The sequence below is a fragment of the Paucibacter sp. Y2R2-4 genome (assembly GCF_025717535.1).
Lineage (GTDB): Bacteria > Pseudomonadota > Gammaproteobacteria > Burkholderiales > Burkholderiaceae_C > Paucibacter_A.
In genome coordinates this window covers 1,256,353-1,272,448 of the sequence record NZ_JAJIRO010000001.1, presented here as the reverse complement: position 1 = coordinate 1,272,448, position 16,096 = coordinate 1,256,353, and the positions used below count along the sequence as shown (strand labels likewise).

Below are 16,096 nucleotides of genomic sequence, written 5' to 3'. Positions count from 1 at the left end.
CAAGAATCGCCCTGAGTCGAGTGAGCCCTGGCCATGAGTCACGAAGCTCGGCGGATTTTTCGAAATCTGTTGCTGATTGCCGCCTTGGCCTTCGGCCTGATTGCGGGCGCGACCGTGTATGGCGCTCATGGCCTTTTGCAAGCGCTGGAGCGTTTTAACCTAGAGGCTTTGCCCGACCATGAGCGTGCCGAGCGCGCGCTCGAAGTGGCCATCGAATTCAAATGGCAGGTGCAGGAGTGGAAAAACCTGCTGTTGCGCAGCAGCGATAGCAGCAGCTCCGCCGAACATTGGCTGACCGTGCAATCGCATGAGCAGGCGGTGCAGGCCGGCCTGCAAGCCATGTTTGATGCTGCAGCGGAGGAAGACCGGCCGGATATTTTTGCTGCGATTCAAGCGCACCATGCCCTGGGCCAGGTGTATGCCCAAGCCAAAGTGAGGTTTGAAGCCGATGGCTTCCGCCCGCAAAGGGTTGATGCCTCAATTCGTGGCGCCGATCGACACTTGCTCGCTGCTTTGGATGTCATCGCGGACCGGGCCGTCCAAAGAGCCAAGCGCACCGATGCCGAAGCCAAGGCCAGTGCCAAGCAGGCGCTGCTGCTGGCCATGCTGGGTTTGGGACTCGGAATTCTGGCTGGCATGGTGAGCTTTTTTGTGATGATCCGCCGGGCGGTCTTGCGTCCGACAGAACAGGTGTTCACCCAACTGGCCGCCACCTCGGAGGCGCTGCTGCAGTCCGAACGCTTGGCCAGCCTGGGCAGGCTGGCAGCGGGGATGGCGCATGAGATCAAAACGCCGGTGGCCAGCAGCTTGAGCTGCGCCACCGACTTGCAGCGTGCCAGCCAAGCGCTCAGCCAGCAGATGGCCGCCGGACCTGTCACGAACGAGGTGATGCAAGACTATTTGCAGCAGGCCGCGTCAAGCAGCGAATTGCTGGCCTCCAACGCCAAGGCGGTTGAGCAGCTGATGCGCAGCTTGGAGCAGGTGGCGGTCGATCAGACCGGCGAAGCCCGTCGTAAGTTTCGCTTGCGCACCTATCTTTTGGAGCTCATTCAAAGTCTGCAAAGCGAACTCAAGCGCAGCGCCATGCAGATTGAAGTGCGCTGCCCAGATGGCATTGAGATGGACAGTTATCCCGGTGCATTGGCCCAGGCCCTGACTCAATTGCTCTTGAACGCGCAGCGTCATGCCTTCGAAGAGGGGACCCCGGGCTCGGTCGCAATTGAGGTCTCGCAGGTGGGCGAACAACTGGAGATGTCGATCACGGACAAGGGCCGCGGCATTGCGCCCGAACATTTGGACAAGGTGTTCGATCCCTTCTTCACCACCCTGCGCCATGCTGGAGGCAGCGGGCTGGGTTTGAACAGGGTCCATCAACTGCTGACTCACACTCTGGGCGGCCAGGTGCAGGTGCGCAGCCAGCTGGGGCAGGGCACGCAGTTCTTGATCACTTTGCCGCGTGTGGCCCCGCCGCTGCACGAACGCCCGCCAAAGCTCTGAAGCGTTTGGGGGCTCGTCAGGCCTCGCCCTCGTGAGCATTGGCCCTGTGACTCAATCTGCCTGCGATGCCCCGGCTCAGGCGAGCTTAGAGCGGGCTGGCGCGCACAAAGTCGCGCAACTCGGCCGCCATGCGGGCCAGCGAAGGCGGGTGGATGTACATCATGTGGCCGGCCTCAAAGTAGCTCACGCTGATATTGCTTTGCAAGCTGTCGCGCAGGCCCAGGTGGCTGAGGGTGTAGTCGCCGGCCGCATGCGGCGTGGCCAGGTCGTAATAGCCGCTGGCCACATAAATGCGCATGCTGGGGTTGGCATGCATGGCGCGGCGCAGGCTGTCGCCCACGTTCACATACTTGTTCTCAAAGCCCTTCCAACTCCAGGTGTTCCACAGTGGCGCCATCACCAGATAGGGCGCGTCACTGTCGAACTTCAAGGTCTCGTGCAGCAGTCGGTTGATGCCGACCGCATAGGCGCCCACCAGATTGTTCATGCCGGCGTCCTCTTCTGGGTGCTCGCCAGCATCATCGCGGTCCAGGCCCAGGAAGCGGCTGTCCAAGCGACCCACGGTTTGGCCGCGCTCGCGCAGCAGCTCCTTGAAGAAGCGGAACTCCGTGGGTCGCAAATCGCTGCGCAGCAAATAGGCGCTGCTCAGGCCGCTGTACAGCGAGAGCTTCTCTGCAATTTTCTGGCGTTGCTCGGCGCTCAGGCGCGAGCCCTGCATCAGCGCCACCCAATAGTCGCCATTGGCAAACGCCTCGGCCTCGGCGACCACTTCGGCCACCGGCTTCTTTTGCTGCGCTGGCTTCAAGGCCTTGTGGTACCAAGCAGTAGCGGCATAGGTGGGCAGGTAAAGCGGGTAGGGCAATTCATTGCCATGATCAAAGCTTAGGGTCTGGAAGTCCACCGCCATCGAGACCAGCATCAGGCCGTTCAGATGGATGTTGTGCTTTTCCTGCAAATGGCGCGAAAGCCCGGCTGCACGGGTGGTGCCATAGCTCTCGCCAATCAAGTATTTGGGCGAGGACCAACGGCCGTTGCGGCTGAGGTAGAGGCGGATGAACTCGCCGACCGAATCCAGATCACGCTGGTACTCGTGGTACTCGGCTACTTTCTCTCCTTCGGCCACGCGCGAGTGGCCTGTGCCCACCGGGTCGATGAAGACCAGGTCAGACTCGGTCAGCAGCGTGAACTCGTTAGTGCACAAGTCGTAGGGAGGCTGTCCGCATTGGCCCATCTCGTCGGTGGGCACCCGTTGCGGACCCAGCAGACCCAGATGCAGCCAGACGCTGCTGGAGCCCGGCCCACCGTTGAAGCTGAAGGTGAGCGGGCGGCGCTCGGTCTTTTGCTTGGTCTTCAAGGTGTAGGCGATGAAGAAAACCGAAGCGCGTGTCTTCTTGCCTTTGTGTTCGCCATTCTTGGCGTCAACCTCCCGCAAGAGCAAGGTGCCGCAGGTGGCGGTGTACTCGAGCGTCTTCTTGCCGATTTGAATCTTGTGATCGGTACTGACCAGGCGCTCCACCGTGGGCTCGCTGCTCTCGTTGCGGCTGTTCTTGTCGGCGTCGGGCTTGGCTTCGGGTTCGGCCATGGTCTGTCTCCAAAGATGTTCAAGGCTACATTGGCGAGCATGCACTCTAGCCCGACAAAACACAGCCCACCTCTTATGGGGGTGGATTTCAGCAGCGCACCGAGCCAGCGCAAGTCCATTGTGGCCGCATTGGGTGAGCTTCAAGGGGCGCAGGGTCAGGTCTTGCGTCTGGAACAAATCCAGAGCTTTGCCAGCTTGGATGAGTTCGGGGCATTTCTGCTTGAACCGGCAGCTTGGATTGGCGGTTTCGACCTTCCCTTCGGTCTGCCCAGAGAACTGGTGGAGCATCTCGGCTGGCCGCAGCAGTGGGCGGCCCTGATGCAGCACTACACCCAGCTGCCGCGTGAGGAGATTCGTCGCTTGTTTGCCGCCTTCTGCGCTGGCCGGCCGGTCGGTGCCAAGTTCGCGCATCGCGCCTGCGATGGGCCGGCGGGCTCATCTCCCAGCATGAAGTGGGTCAATCCGCCGGTGGCCTATATGCTTCACGCCGGCGTGCCGCTCTTGTTGCAGGCGGGCGCCACATTGCCCGGTCTGCATCAGGGCAGAGATCCAAGCAAGCTCGCCTTGGAAGCCTATCCGGGTCTCTTGGCTCGTGAGATCTTGGGGCGGCGCAGCTACAAAAGCGATGACAAGGCCAAGCAAACGCCGGAGCGCTTGATCGCCCGCAAAGACCTGATCGATGCGCTAGAGCAGGGCCGCAGCCGTCTGGGACTGCGCCTGAAGCTCAGTCATGCCCAGCGTGAGCTCTTGATTGATGATGCGCGTGGAGACCGCTTGGATGCAGTCTTATGCCTGATGCAGGCCGCCTGGGCCAGCAGGCAGCCGAACTTCGGCTTGCCCGCGGCCATCGATCCTTTGGAGGGATGGATCGTGAGTGCTTGATTTGCCGTCTGCCGCAGGCTGGGCAAACTCACTTTCTCATCAAGGTTGATTTGCCAAACAAGGATTCAATCAAGTCCACTGCCACCTTGGCAGTCTTGTTTTGCAAGTCCAGCGCTGGGTTCAGCTCCATCACGTCGAGCGAGGCCAGATAGCCGGTGTCGGCAATCATTTCCATGCAGAGCTGGGCTTCGCGGTAGGTGGGGCCGCCGGGCACGGTGGTGCCCACGCCGGGGGCGATGTCGGGGTCCAGGAAGTCGACGTCGAAGCTGACGTGCAGATGGGTGTTGGCGTCCAGCGTGGCCAGGGCTAACTCCATGGTGTGACGCATGCCCATCTCGTCGATGTAGCGCATGTCAAAGACTTCCAGCTCCTGCTCATTGACGAAGCGCTTCTCGCCCGCATCAACGCTGCGGATGCCGATCTGGCGCACCCACTTGGGGCTGATGGCCGGCACCTTGCCGCCGATCTCGATCAACTGCTGCGGGCCGAAACCGCACAAGCAGGCCACCGGCATGCCGTGGATATTGCCGCTGGGGGTGAGGGCGCTGGTGTTGAAGTCCGCATGGGCATCCAGCCAGAGCACGCGCAGCTTCTTGCCGGTGTCGCGGCAATGACGGGCCACGGCGCTGATCGATCCCAGGCCCAGGCAATGGTCGCCGCCCAGCAAGATGGGCATGCGGCCGGTCTTCAGCTCGGCGTAGACCGCGTCGTGCACGGACTGATTCCAGGCGGTGACTTCGTTCAGATGGCGGTAGCCGTCGACCGGCGGCAGCCAGGGGTTGGAGGGGCCGCTCAGATTGCCGCGGTCCACAACGTCAACACCGTGGCCTTGCAAGGCGGCTGCCAGGTCGGCCACACGCATGGCTTCGGGGCCCATGCTGGCGCCGCGTGCGCCGGCACCGATGTCGGTCGGTGCGCCAATCAGGGAAACTTGTCTCAATGCGGTCATGGCCGTCGTCCTTCCTTGTTGCTTTGTGTCGTTACTCGGCGTTGTTCGCGCCGGGGTTCATGTCGTATTCGGATTCCAGCAGAGCCCAGGCTTGCTCGGCGGTGTCGACGAAGTGGAAGAGTTTCTCGTCGCCGGGGCTGATCATGCCGGTTTCGATCAAAACTTCGAAATTGATCAGCCGGGTCCAGAACTCGCGGCCGAACATCAAAATGGGGCGCGGCCGGCATTTGCCGGTCTGGATCAAGGTCATGGTCTCGAACAACTCGTCCAGCGTGCCGAAGCCGCCGGGGAAGCACACCAGCGCCACCGAGCGCATCAGAAAGTGCATCTTGCGCAGCGCAAAGTAGTGGAAGCGGAAGCACAGCTCCGGCGTGATGTAGGGGTTGGGGTGCTGCTCATGAGGCAGCACGATGTTTAAACCTATGCTCTTGCCGCCCACTTCGTAGGCACCGCGATTGCCGGCCTCCATGATGCCGGGGCCACCGCCGGTCACCACATAAATCGGGTTGTCGCGTTCGCTGGAAACGCGGGTGACGATGCTGGCAAAGCGCCGCGCCTCTTCGTAGTAGTGGCTCATCGTCAGCTGCATCTCGGCGCGCTTCAGCGCCTCGGCGTCGGCGCCCTTGCGCGCTTGCTCGACCAAGGCCTGCGCCTTTTCTTGCGAGGGGATGCGGGCGCTACCGAACATCACGATGGTGGCAGTGATGCCAAGCTCCTGCTGTACCAGCTCGGGCTTGAGCAGTTCTAGCTGCATGCGCACCGGCCGCAGTTCCTCGCGCAGCAGGAATTCGCTGTCGTCAAAGGCGAGGCGGTAGGCGCTGCCCGGCTGGTCATAGTTCGGTTGCGGGGCGAGGGCTTCGGTTTCTTCCTTGGCGCTGGGGAAGTTGCGTGCGGTCAGCTGTTTGCGCTTGTGGCTCATGGTGTCGTGGCGGGCGCCTGGCGTTGAAGAAGGGACGGACGAAAGAAAAAACCGAGAAGCGGCGCAGTTTCGAGGGCTCGGCCGCAGCTTACGAGAGGCGGCTTAGGATTCTGTTCGGAATTTTGCTGCAATTCAAAATTTCATTCGGTGCTGATGTGAGAGCCGTGGTCGGCATTGGGGCCGCATACGCTGCATTGCGGGTCTTGTTGGGCGCGGATCTCACTCCACTCCATGCGCCGCGCGTCCAAGATTTGCAAGCGTCCCGCCAGGCTGTCGGGCATGCCCAGCAGCAGCTTCAAAGCCTCGGCCGCTTGCATGCAGCCGATGATGCCCACCAGCGGCGCAAACACGCCCATGGTGGCGCAGCGGGCCTCTTCCATGGCAGTGTCAGGCGGGAACAGGCAGGCGTAGCAGGGTGCGCCTGTTTGGCGGCGGTCATAAACGCTGATCTGCCCATCGAAGCCGATCGCCGCACCGGCCACCAAGGGCTTGGCCTGCTGAACACAGGCGCGGTTGACGGCTTGGCGGGTGGCGAAGTTGTCGCTGCAGTCCAGCACCACATCGGCTTGGCTCACCAGTTGCGCCAACAGTGCGGCATCGGCTCGAGCCTTCACCGTGTGGATGTTCAGGTCCGGGTTGATGGCGCGCATGGCGATGGCGGCGGATTCCACCTTGGGGCTGCCGATGCGGTCTTGCGCATGCGCAATTTGGCGCTGCAGATTGGTCAGGTCCACCTCGTCATCGTCGACCAAGGTGATCTGGCCGACGCCAGCTGTGCCCAAGTAGAGCGCGGCCGGTGAACCCAGGCCGCCGGCGCCAATGATCAGGGCGCGTGACTGCAAGAGGCGTTGCTGGCCTTCGATGCCAATCTCGTCTAACAAAATATGGCGCGAATAGCGCAGCAACTGCATATCGTTCATGGGCAGAAGCATAGCCCTTCACCAAAATTCGTCACAAATAATCGGCCCAAAACAAAACAGCCCGCTGAAGGAGCGGGCTGCTGTGTGCTGCGGTGGGGTCAGGTCTTGCGCGAGGCTGTTGGCCTTTGCGGCCTTACTCGACCTTGGCTTCGGCCTTGCGTTCCACGGCAGTCTTGGAGACCAGCACCGGCTTGCCCTTGAACTGGTTCAGGGCCTGGGACAGCTGGAAGTCTTCGGCGCTGCCGAACTCGGGCAAGGGCTTGGGCGGCTCATTGCGCTTGGCGAATTCGGCCTCCAACTTCAGGCGCGCTTCTTCGCGGGCCTTTTCGCGGGCCTTGTCAGCGGCTTCGTCTTTGACTTCATCCTTGCCGCCCAGGTGTTTCTCCAGATCGGCTTCGCGGGTACGAAGCGCGGCGAAGACATTGCCCTCGGCGGTCTCGTCCAACAAGACATCGGGCACGATGCCGGTGGCCTGGATGGAGCGGCCGCTCGGCGTGTAGTAGCGCGCGGTGGTGATCTTCAGCGCGGTGTCCGGGCCCAGTTGGCGCACGGTTTGTACCGAGCCCTTGCCGAAGGTCTGGGCACCCATGATGGTGGCACGCTTGTGGTCTTGCAGGGCGCCGGCGACGATTTCGCTGGCTGAGGCCGAGCCTTCGTTCACCAGCACGATCAGCGGCACTTTCTTCAAGGCAGCCGGTAGCTTCTTCAAGGGGTCGTTGCCGCCGCGGCGCAGATAGTAGTCAGGGCTGGCCTTGAAGCTGGCCTTGGAGTCTGCGATCTGGCCATTGGTGCTGACCACTTCGAGGTCTTTGGGCAAGAAGGCGGCGGAGATTGCCACGGAGGCCTCCAGCAAACCGCCCGGGTCATTGCGCAGGTCCAGCACCAAGCCCTTCAGATTGGGCTCTTGCTTGTAGATCTCTTCCAGCTTCTTGGCGAAGTCTTCCACCGTGCTGTCTTGGAACTGGCTGACGCGCAACCAAGCATAGCCAGGCTCCAAGACCTTGCCACGCACGCTACGGTTGTGGATCTCTTCGCGCACGATGGTGACCGGGAAGGTGCGGTTCTCGCTCTTGCGGTAGATGGTGAGTTGAACCTTGGTGTTCAACTCACCGCGCATGCGCTTGACGGCTTGGTCCAGGCCGAGGCCGCGTACCAAGGTGTCGTCGATCTTGCTGATCAGGTCGCCGCTCTTGAGACCGGCGCGGAAGGCGGGCGAGCCCTCAATCGGCGACACGATCTTGACCAGACCGTCTTCCATGCCGATTTCGATGCCGACGCCGACAAACTTGCCGGTCGTGCCTTCACGGAATTCTTTGAAGTTCTTCTTGTCGAAAAACTGCGAGTGCGGATCTAGGCCCGACACCATGCCGGCGATGGCATCGTTGATCAGCTTCTTCTCGTCTACCGGCTCGACATAGTCAGACTTGACCATGCCGAAGACCGCGGCGAGTTGCTGCAACTCTTCGAGCGGCAGTGGCGACAAGCTGCTGCGGGCGTTCGCTTGCAATTGCATCGTGGTCAGCGCGCCGGCTACGGCACCCAGGGCCAGCCAGCCTGCAACTTTCAATTTGGCACTCATGATGCTTGCCTGTCCTATCGGTCGGAAAAAATCGGCTGTCTCCAGCATTTGCGCGGCTTCCAGCCCGTTTGCGGGACGGAAAATCGCAGGCCCAGTATAAGCGTGCCCTTGGTGCGCAAAGTGAGTAGACACCCCCATTTGGCGCCCCAAATCCTTGGATTCAAGTGCACAAAGAGACGAAAGCGCCGTCTTTACCGTGGCTTTACTTTGGGCTGCCCGACATCGCGGGCTCGGCAGGCCTTTGCGGGAAGGTCACCACATGGTCCACATGGGCCCGTATGCCTATCCACTCGCCGACCTGATGGTCGTGGTGCGAGGGCACATGGGCCATCAGCCGCTCGCCCGTTTCTAAGCGCAAGGTGTAGAGAAAGTCCGCGCCGCGGAACACCTTGCGTTCGATCTGCGCTTTCACCGGCGCGAGGTCGTCGTGAATGATGTCATCGGCGCGCAAGAGCACATCGCAGCGCCCCTCGGGGTAGGCGCTGGCCAAGGCGCAAGCCTCGGCGTCGATCAGGCTGCCGACCGGTGTTTGCACCTCCGGCCCCTCACTGCCCTGCACGATGCGGGCGGGGGCAAACACGCCGTGGCCGATGAAGTCCGCCACAAAGCGCGTCGCCGGGCGGTGATAGACGGTGTAGGCCGCATCCCATTGCTCGAGCCGGCCCTGGTGCATCACGCCCACCACATCGCCAATGGCAAAGGCTTCGGCCTGGTCGTGGGTGACGAACAAGGCGGTCGTGCCGCTGTCTTTCAAAATGGCGCGCAACTCTTGCGACAGGTGTTCGCGCAGGTCCACGTCCAGGCTAGAGAAGGGTTCGTCCAACAAGAGCAAGCGCGGCGCCGGCGCTAAGGCACGCGCCAGAGCCACGCGCTGCTGCTGCCCGCCCGAGAGCTGATGCGGCGCGCGTTTGGCGGCGTGGGCCAAGCCAACCAGGTCCAAGACCTCGGTGATGCGTGCCTCGCGGGCCTGCCGGCTCAGGTGGCGCAGGCCAAAGCCGACGTTGTCCGCCACCGAGAGATGCGGGAAGAGGGCGTAGTCTTGGAAGACCATGCCGATGCGGCGTGCCTCCGGGCTCAGGTGCAGGCCAAGAGCTGCATCGGCCAGGGATTCGCCGGCAATTTGAATGCGGCCGCTGTGCAGACGCTCCAGCCCGGCGATACAGCGCAGTAAAGAGGTTTTGCCGCAGCCGGAGGGGCCGATCAAGACGCCAATTTGGCCGCGTGAGAGGCTCAGGCTGACGTGGTCTACCGCGCCGCTGCGCTTATTGGGCACCGAGCCCGCAGTGCCCGCCGCGCTTGCAACAGGGCTGCCGGGGTAGCGCAGCCCGATCTGGTCGAGTGCAAGAAACATGGCCCGTATGATAGCGAGTTAGCCTTGGCGGCCCGCTGCAGGCGTCTTGAACTCCTCACCTCTTTCTCTCGCATGCTGCGTCTGATCACCGTTGTTTGCCTGCTTTTGGCCGTGCCGGTGGCCGGCGTACTCGGTTCCTGGTTGGCCTTGGACACGCAGGCGCTGGCCATCTTGCAGCATCAGTGGGCGACGGTATTGCCTGAGTACGCTTGGACCTCGCTGCTGCTGTCCTTGAGTGTGGCGCTGGGCGTGGCAGCGCTGGGCGGAGCGACCGCGGCGGCCGTCAGTCTGTTTGACTTCCCGGGGCGGTCTTGGTTTGAGTGGGCCTTGCTTTTGCCCATGGCCATGCCGGCCTATGTGGCTGCTTATGCCTACACCGATGCCTTGCAATACAGCGGCGCGCTGCAGACTTGGCTACGTGCCGCCACCGGCGCGAGTGGGCCGCTGTGGTCCGATGTACGCAGCCTGCCGGGTGCGGTGCTGCTCTTTGTGCTCTGCCTCTACCCCTACGTTTATCTGCTCACCCGCACCGCCTTGCTGGAGCGCGGCGTCACCCTGATGGAGACTGCACGCATCCTTGGCGCAGGCACGCTGCGGCGGGTGCGTGAGGTGGCCTTGCCCTTGGCGCGCCCCGCGCTGGCGGCGGGCGTGGCCTTGGCGCTGATGGAAACCTTGGCCGACTATGGCGTGGGTTCTTACTTCGGATTGGCGACCCTGACCACCGGGATCTATAAGGCTTGGCTGGTGATGAACGACCGCCTCGCAGCTGCGCAACTGGCCTCCGTTTTGCTGCTGGCCGTGGCCGGTTTGCTGTGGCTGGAGCGACGCGCCCAAGCCAAGCTGCGCTTCACCAGCAGTCGCGCTGGGGCGGTGCACGCGGCCGAAGCCCGGCCTTTACGCCTGCACGGTTGGGCCGCAGTCGCAGCCATCGTGCTGTGCGCGCTGCCGGTCTTGCTGGGCTTTGTGCTGCCCCTGGTGGCTCTCGTGAAGCTGATGATCTTGGAGGCCCGCTACGGCGAGTTTGGCCTGCCCTTGGCGCGCTTCGCTCAATGGGCCTGGACCAGCTTGCAACTGGCCAGCATCTCAGCGCTCTTGGCAGTGGCGCTGGCGATGGCGCTGGCCTATGCGGCACGCATGGGCAGTGGCGGGCCGCTTTTGAAGTCGGCCCTGCGCGTCGTGTCCTTGGGCTATGCGGTGCCTGGCGCGGTCATCGCCGTGGGCATCTTGATGCCGCTGGGTTGGCTGCAGCAGCATGCGCCGCAGCTGGGCCTGACGACCATCGTCACCGGCACCATCACCGGTTTGATTTATGCCTATCTGGTGCGCTTCTCGGGTGTGGCCCTGCAGTCGGTGGAAGCTGGTTATGCCCGCATCTCGCCCACTGTGGACGAAACCGCGCGCCTGCTCGGCGCCTCGCGCGGCCGTTTGTTCCGGGTCTTGCATGCGCCGCTGCTGGCGCGCTCGGCCATTGCGGCGGCGCTGCTGGTGTTTGTCGATGTGATGAAGGAGTTGCCCGCAACCCTGGTGCTGCGCCCCTTCAATAGCGACACGCTCGCGGTGGTGGCCTACCAACTGGCGCGCGACGAGCGGCTCGGCGAAGCGGCCTTGCCATCGCTGGCGATTGTCTTGGTCGGCTTGGTGCCTGTGCTGATGCTCTCGAGGGCGATGCGGCAGCGCTGAGGGTGTGGACGCTGGCGCTTGAATGCGTCACTGATGGGCCTAGAGCCCACTGGGCTCCAGGCCCATCAGTGGTCCCTCCGACAGGAATCGAACCTGTATTTGCCGCTTAGGAGGCGGCCGTTCTATCCATTGAACTACGGAGAGATGCCCGGTTCAGGGCGGGCCGAATTCTCGCACGACTTCGAAACGCACCACCTGCGCTCATTCCCACTTCCACTGCCAGATCAGGTCCAGCGCATTGTCGTCACCCGACTGAGCGCGCAGCGTGAAGCGCTGGGCCAGGCGGTAGACCAATTGCCAGCTGCCGGTGGTGGCGTTCAGGCCGCGCTCATAGCCAACATACCAGCGTTTGGATAACTGTTTACCCAGACGCACCACGGTGCCTTGGGCTTCCACCCCGCTGTCGCTGAAGGACAGCTCATCCAGACCCACCGACTTGATGAGTTTGGAGGTGGTGCTTTCACCTTGGCCGCTGAGCAAGGCCAGAGCGGCGCTGCTGAGCAAGGCATTGTCCTGGCTGCCCAATTCGCTGGGTGCACGGCCGAGCAGAAGCCAAGACAGGGTGCTGCGCTCGTCCAACGCCGGCTCGGAATAGAGCTTGACGCGCGGCTTTTGCGCCGTGCCGGTGATGGTGACGCCGACGCGTTGCTCCTCTTGGCTGGGTCGCAGGGCCAGCACATCCAGGCGCGGGTTGTCCATCACGCCGCTGAAACTGATGATGCCTTTCTCGATCGCCAGCTTCTGGCCATAGGCGTCAAAAGTACCGCTTTCGGTGCTGATGCGCCCGTGCAAGGCCGGGCCGCTCGCGGCTTGAGTCAGTTGCAAATTGCCGGCCAGCAAGGTATCCAGGCCATAGCCTTTGACGCGCAGTTTCTTGCCCAGGTCGATGTCCACTTTGACTTTGATCTTGGCGCGCGGCTTGTTGGCGGCCGCCGCTTTCGATTCGGCTTCTTGCTTGTCGGCTTGCGGCCGTCGCACGGTCACGTCCTCACTCAATTCGGGCGCATTGCCGCGCGAGAAGTCGAACAAACCTTCATGCACATCGAGCTTGCCCTGCACATCCATCAGCTCCGCATCCAGCGCCACATCGACCCGGCCATTGACCGCCAGACGTTGGTCCACCCGGCGCAAGACCGCAAACTTGTCGGCCAGCAGATGCAGATCGATGCGCGGCTTGGCGCCGAATTGCAACTCGCCTTGGGCGGTCAAGTCGCCGTCTCCGGCATAGGCTTTGAATCGCTCCAGTTTGGCCTGCCCGCCGTCGAGGCTGAGGGCAAACTCGCCGCGCTGCAGGTCCACGCCCATCAAAGGGTTGCGCAAGACCAGATCGGAGCCGCCGGCGCGGCCCTTGATTTCGGGCGCCTTCACGCGGCCGCCCAAGCTGGCGCTGGTGAAGACGCTGCCGCCCATGCGCCAGCCGGCCGGCACCCAAGCGCCCCAAGTGCTGAGGTTGGCCACCCGGGCCTCCAGCACGCCTTCGAGTTTGGATTCGGGGCTGGGCCACCATTGCGCAGGGTCCTCGTTGCGGGCAGTCAGGGCCGCGGCGAGCACGCCGACATTGCTGCCGGCCAGCGCATGGGTCAGGTGCCACACACCCGGGCTGCCGATCAGGCCGAGCCTGAATTCGCTGAGCTCGAGCTTTTGGGTGCCGCGGTCGTCACTGACGACCAGATCGCCGCCACTGCGCTCTAGCGCCACGTCAACTTGGAACTGCGGCGCGCTGCGCACCTGGGCGTGGCCGACGACGACCAGATCGCCGCTCCAGCCGAAGTCGGGCTGCCAGCGCGCCAACAGCGGTGCCACGGCCAGGGGTTCTAGGCGCAGATCGACATTGAACTCGTCGTTCAGACCCTTGCCGGGCTGTGCATCTCGACCTGCCGAGGCCCATTGCAGCTGCTTCCAACTCAGGCCGGCGCCCAGGACTTCAAGCCGGCCCGGTTCAATCTGCAGCTGCTTGGGCTGCGCAAGTGGACCCAGCTCCAGGGCCAGCTTGAGGTTCTGTGCTTTCAGCCAAGGGCCCTTGACCCGCTCATTCTTGGCTACGTCGGGGCTGCTTGCGGCGGTGGCCGCTTTGGGTGTGGCGGGTTGCGGCTGAGCCAGCAGCTTGATGTCGCTGAGCAGCCATTGGGTGCCCTCGCGCCAAGCCAGGTTGGGGGCTGCACTCAGCCCGCCGTTCAGACTCAGCGCTAGCGGGCCGCGCAGCAGTTGCTCGGTCGGCTGGCCGGGCGGGATCAAGGCGCTGGGCATCTTGCCCTCGGCCATGGCCTGCAGCTCGAGGCGGTGCTTGGCCCAGCTGCCGGTCCAGTTGGCGCTGGCGCTGGGCAGTTTCCAGTCTTTGCCGCTGAGCTGATCCAGGCGGGCACGCAGTTCCAAGGGCGCCTCATGAGCGCTGTCCACATCCCATTGCAGGTCGGCGGAGCCTAGCGTCAAGGCCTGTAGCCCCGGGCTGCCGCCGAATTGCAGTCCACGGGCCTGCAGCTCGGCCTTGCTGTGCCAACGCCAGGAAGGCGTGGTCACGCTGTTGCTGGCTTTCGCGCTGGTCTTCTGTGCTGAGGCGGTCTTTTTGTTCCTCGCTTCGTCCGAGGCAGGCATCAGGCCGGCTTGCAGCTTGAATTGCCCCTGCAGACTGCCCTGCAACTGCGGCGTTGCTGCGACCTTGGCCGCCTTGGCGGGTTTGGCGCTGAAGGCGCTCAGCAAGGGTTGCAAGCTCGCCAGCTCGGTGAACTGCAAATCAGCATTGGCTTGCATCTCGCCAGCGGGGCTCAGTTCGCCCTGGGCTTGCAAGCGGTTGTTGACGCCAGCGTTCAGCAGACCACTCAGCTTGGGCGATTGATTGCGCTCAAGATGGGTGTAACGGACATCGGCACTCACAGGCACGCCAGCCAGCTGCGTTGGCATCAGCAGCAGATGCGCTGAGCCTTGCGGAGCATAGGCATAGAGGTCTTGCGCTCGTGTTTTGCCGCCCGCCGGCAGCGGCCCGGCTTCGAGATTGGCTTCAAACTGGGCCGACAGCGCTTGCACGTTTTGCTGCCAGGCGCTGTCTTCCTTGCCGCGCCAGAGGCGGCGCAGGTCCGGCACTTGGGCTTGCGCCTTGGCCTGCGCTTGCCAGCCCTGGGCCAGACTGGCGGCTTGTTTGAGGGCCAGCTGACCGCTCATCTCCAGAGCCGCGTCGTCAAAACGCAGCTTGAAACTTTGCAGCGTCATCTCGGTAGCCGAGACTTGGGCCAGCGCATTCAAGCTCAAGGGGGCCGAGCTCGGCAACAAAGCCGAGGCGGAAGCGGAATTCATGCTTGATGCCGCGCCAGGCTTGCCGCCGTTCGCTTTCGCCATGCCTTGCAGCCGACCCTCAAGTTTGGCCACAATTTTCAAATGAGCGGGCGGCAGGCCTTGTGCCCCCAACTGGTTGACGGGCTCGGCGGTGCTGAGCTCAATCTCACCGGCCAACTGCAGTGCACCCGCGCGGGCGTCCAGCGCCTCACTGTTCAAATCGCTGATGGCAATCGTCAGTGCACTGCCTTTTTCCTTGCTGCTCTGGCCTTTGGCATGCACCCGGCCCGCGGGTTGCTGCGTGCTGCCCAGCAGCAGCTCCAACTGCTTGACGCTCAAGGCCGCTGGATCGCCGGGCGCAAAACTCAGATCCAGATTCAAGGCTCGCACCGGCAGCAATTGCTCGTTCCAGCGGCCGGCCAGGCTGTTGCTCAGCTGGCTTTTGATGTCCAGGCTCTGGCTGCCTTGTTTTGAGCCTGAGTTTGGCGCCTGGGCTTGTAACTCGGCCTGGCCGCTCAAGCTGGTGCGCGGCAGGCCTGAGACCAGCGCAGAGAGGTCCAGCTTTTGGGTTTTGACTTGCAAGTGCGGCAAGGGCCAATCCGCAAAGGGCTGCACCTGGGCCTGAGCTTGCAGCTCTTGAGATTCGGCTTGCAGATCGGCCTGGAGGGCCAGGGTTTGCAGCGGCCCCTGCGCTTGGATCAAGGCCTGCCAGGCAGGTAAATGCTCTTCTCCGTCGGCCTTGGAACGCAGGTCGAGGCGGGCTTGCAAAGCCATCTCTCCCTCGGTCTTGATGCTGGCTTTGCCGCTGAGTTGCAGCAAGTCCCAGTGCAGACGGTCCAGTTGGATCTGATGCTCGGCCCCGCCTTGGGCGCTGAGCTGCACACTGCCTTGCAGATCGCGCAAAGCCTTGTCACTGGCGCTCGGGATTAGGACCTCAGCCGCTTGCAGGCGCTCGATCTGAACCCCAATCGGCAGCTTCAGGTCGCTGGGGGCGTGAGTCGGCTCGGTGCTCGGCTCCAGATGCACTTGCAGGCGGCGCAGCTGTAACTGATCGATATGCAAATCGGCCCACAGATGGGGCGAGCGGTTCCAGCGTAGCGACAGGCCGCGCCAACGCAAGTCTTCAAAGTCGAGCCTGTCTTGCGAGCCCGGCAGCACATAGCTGAGATGCTGGGCCGAAAAGTCCCCAATCAAGCTGCCTTGCGGCTGCGTCACTTGAAGGCCGGGCACGTTTTGCAACAGCCATGTGGTGCCGGCTTGGGTGGCGACACCCCACCAAAGTCCGCAGCCCAAGGCGCCACCGAGCAGGGGCAGGGCCAGGATGCTGGGCAGCAGGCCGGGACCACGGCGCCACAGCGGGACTTTCTTGCTGGGGCTGTTTGGCGGGGAGGCTGCCTCTCCGGGCACCCCGGAGTCTGGCAGCTTCGAAGCGTCGTCTGGGGCGGCGTCGGGTGCGTCTTGCATGGGAGA

General features: G+C 63.2%; 10 protein-coding genes and 1 tRNA gene. 3 read left to right on the top strand and 8 right to left on the bottom strand.

The window, feature by feature from the left end; all coding sequences use genetic code 11:
• Positions 1-33 precede the first annotated feature (33 nt).
• On the top strand, positions 34-1,497 hold the full coding sequence (locus tag LNV06_RS05485; protein WP_263537202.1) for a sensor histidine kinase: 1,464 nt from the start codon (positions 34-36) through the stop codon (positions 1,495-1,497).
• Positions 1,498-1,582: 85 nt separating this feature from the next.
• On the opposite strand, the gene LNV06_RS05480 is transcribed toward LNV06_RS05485, so the two are convergent.
• The gene (locus LNV06_RS05480; protein ID WP_263537201.1) at positions 1,583-3,079 is read right to left on the bottom strand and encodes a S10 family peptidase; all 1,497 of its coding nucleotides are present in this window, start codon (positions 3,077-3,079) and stop codon (positions 1,583-1,585) included.
• A 75-nt stretch (positions 3,080-3,154) separates the two neighbouring features.
• Here LNV06_RS05480 and LNV06_RS05475 point away from each other — a divergent pair, with 75 nt between their 5' ends.
• The gene (locus tag LNV06_RS05475) at positions 3,155-3,961 is read left to right on the top strand and encodes a DUF429 domain-containing protein (RefSeq protein WP_263537200.1); all 807 of its coding nucleotides are present in this window, start codon (positions 3,155-3,157) and stop codon (positions 3,959-3,961) included.
• Positions 3,962-3,989: 28 nt separating this feature from the next.
• On the opposite strand, the gene rocF is transcribed toward LNV06_RS05475, so the two are convergent.
• The 5 genes from rocF to LNV06_RS05450 form a co-directional block, all read right to left on the bottom strand.
• Complete coding sequence (gene rocF / locus LNV06_RS05470; RefSeq protein WP_263537199.1) at positions 3,990-4,910, bottom strand: arginase; 921 nt, start codon at positions 4,908-4,910, stop codon at positions 3,990-3,992.
• Positions 4,911-4,941: 31 nt separating this feature from the next.
• Positions 4,942-5,829: an LOG family protein gene (locus LNV06_RS05465; RefSeq protein WP_263537198.1), complete on the bottom strand. Its 888-nt coding sequence runs from the start codon at positions 5,827-5,829 to the stop codon at positions 4,942-4,944.
• Between the two features lie 140 nt (positions 5,830-5,969).
• Positions 5,970-6,749 carry a HesA/MoeB/ThiF family protein gene (locus tag LNV06_RS05460; RefSeq protein WP_263537197.1) on the bottom strand — a complete coding sequence of 260 codons (780 nt, stop codon included), beginning with the start codon at positions 6,747-6,749 and terminating at the stop codon, positions 5,970-5,972.
• Positions 6,750-6,882: 133 nt separating this feature from the next.
• A complete protein-coding gene (locus LNV06_RS05455; RefSeq protein WP_263537196.1) occupies positions 6,883-8,328 on the bottom strand; it encodes a S41 family peptidase in 1,446 nt (481 codons plus the stop codon).
• Between the two features lie 202 nt (positions 8,329-8,530).
• Positions 8,531-9,679, bottom strand: coding sequence for an ABC transporter ATP-binding protein (locus tag LNV06_RS05450; protein ID WP_263537195.1), 1,149 nt, complete (start codon positions 9,677-9,679; stop codon positions 8,531-8,533).
• Between the two features lie 72 nt (positions 9,680-9,751).
• On the opposite strand from LNV06_RS05450, the gene LNV06_RS05445 reads away from it, so the two are divergent.
• Positions 9,752-11,359 (top strand): ABC transporter permease, encoded by a 1,608-nt coding sequence (locus tag LNV06_RS05445; protein ID WP_263537194.1) that lies wholly within the window; start codon positions 9,752-9,754, stop codon positions 11,357-11,359.
• 69 nt (positions 11,360-11,428) lie between these two features.
• On the opposite strand, the gene LNV06_RS05440 is transcribed toward LNV06_RS05445, so the two are convergent.
• Both LNV06_RS05440 and LNV06_RS05435 read right to left on the bottom strand, forming a co-directional pair.
• Positions 11,429-11,503, bottom strand: a tRNA-Arg gene (locus LNV06_RS05440).
• A 57-nt stretch (positions 11,504-11,560) separates the two neighbouring features.
• Positions 11,561-16,090, bottom strand: coding sequence for a translocation/assembly module TamB domain-containing protein (locus tag LNV06_RS05435; RefSeq protein ID WP_263537193.1), 4,530 nt, complete (start codon positions 16,088-16,090; stop codon positions 11,561-11,563).
• Between the last annotated feature and the right edge of the window lie 6 nt (positions 16,091-16,096).

Excerpts from the sequence above, each read along its gene's own strand:
- LNV06_RS05485 (WP_263537202.1), top strand. The coding sequence starts at position 34 with ATGAGTCACGAAGCTCGGCGGATTTTTCGAAATCTGTTGCTGATTGCC.
- LNV06_RS05480 (WP_263537201.1), bottom strand. The coding sequence starts at position 3,079 with ATGGCCGAACCCGAAGCCAAGCCCGACGCCGACAAGAACAGCCGCAAC.
- LNV06_RS05475 (WP_263537200.1), top strand. The coding sequence starts at position 3,155 with ATGGGGGTGGATTTCAGCAGCGCACCGAGCCAGCGCAAGTCCATTGTG.
- rocF (WP_263537199.1), bottom strand. The coding sequence starts at position 4,910 with ATGACCGCATTGAGACAAGTTTCCCTGATTGGCGCACCGACCGACATC.
- LNV06_RS05465 (WP_263537198.1), bottom strand. The coding sequence starts at position 5,829 with ATGAGCCACAAGCGCAAACAGCTGACCGCACGCAACTTCCCCAGCGCC.
- LNV06_RS05460 (WP_263537197.1), bottom strand. The coding sequence starts at position 6,749 with ATGAACGATATGCAGTTGCTGCGCTATTCGCGCCATATTTTGTTAGAC.
- LNV06_RS05455 (WP_263537196.1), bottom strand. The coding sequence starts at position 8,328 with ATGAGTGCCAAATTGAAAGTTGCAGGCTGGCTGGCCCTGGGTGCCGTA.
- LNV06_RS05450 (WP_263537195.1), bottom strand. The coding sequence starts at position 9,679 with ATGTTTCTTGCACTCGACCAGATCGGGCTGCGCTACCCCGGCAGCCCT.
- LNV06_RS05445 (WP_263537194.1), top strand. The coding sequence starts at position 9,752 with ATGCTGCGTCTGATCACCGTTGTTTGCCTGCTTTTGGCCGTGCCGGTG.
- LNV06_RS05435 (WP_263537193.1), bottom strand. The coding sequence starts at position 16,090 with ATGCAAGACGCACCCGACGCCGCCCCAGACGACGCTTCGAAGCTGCCA.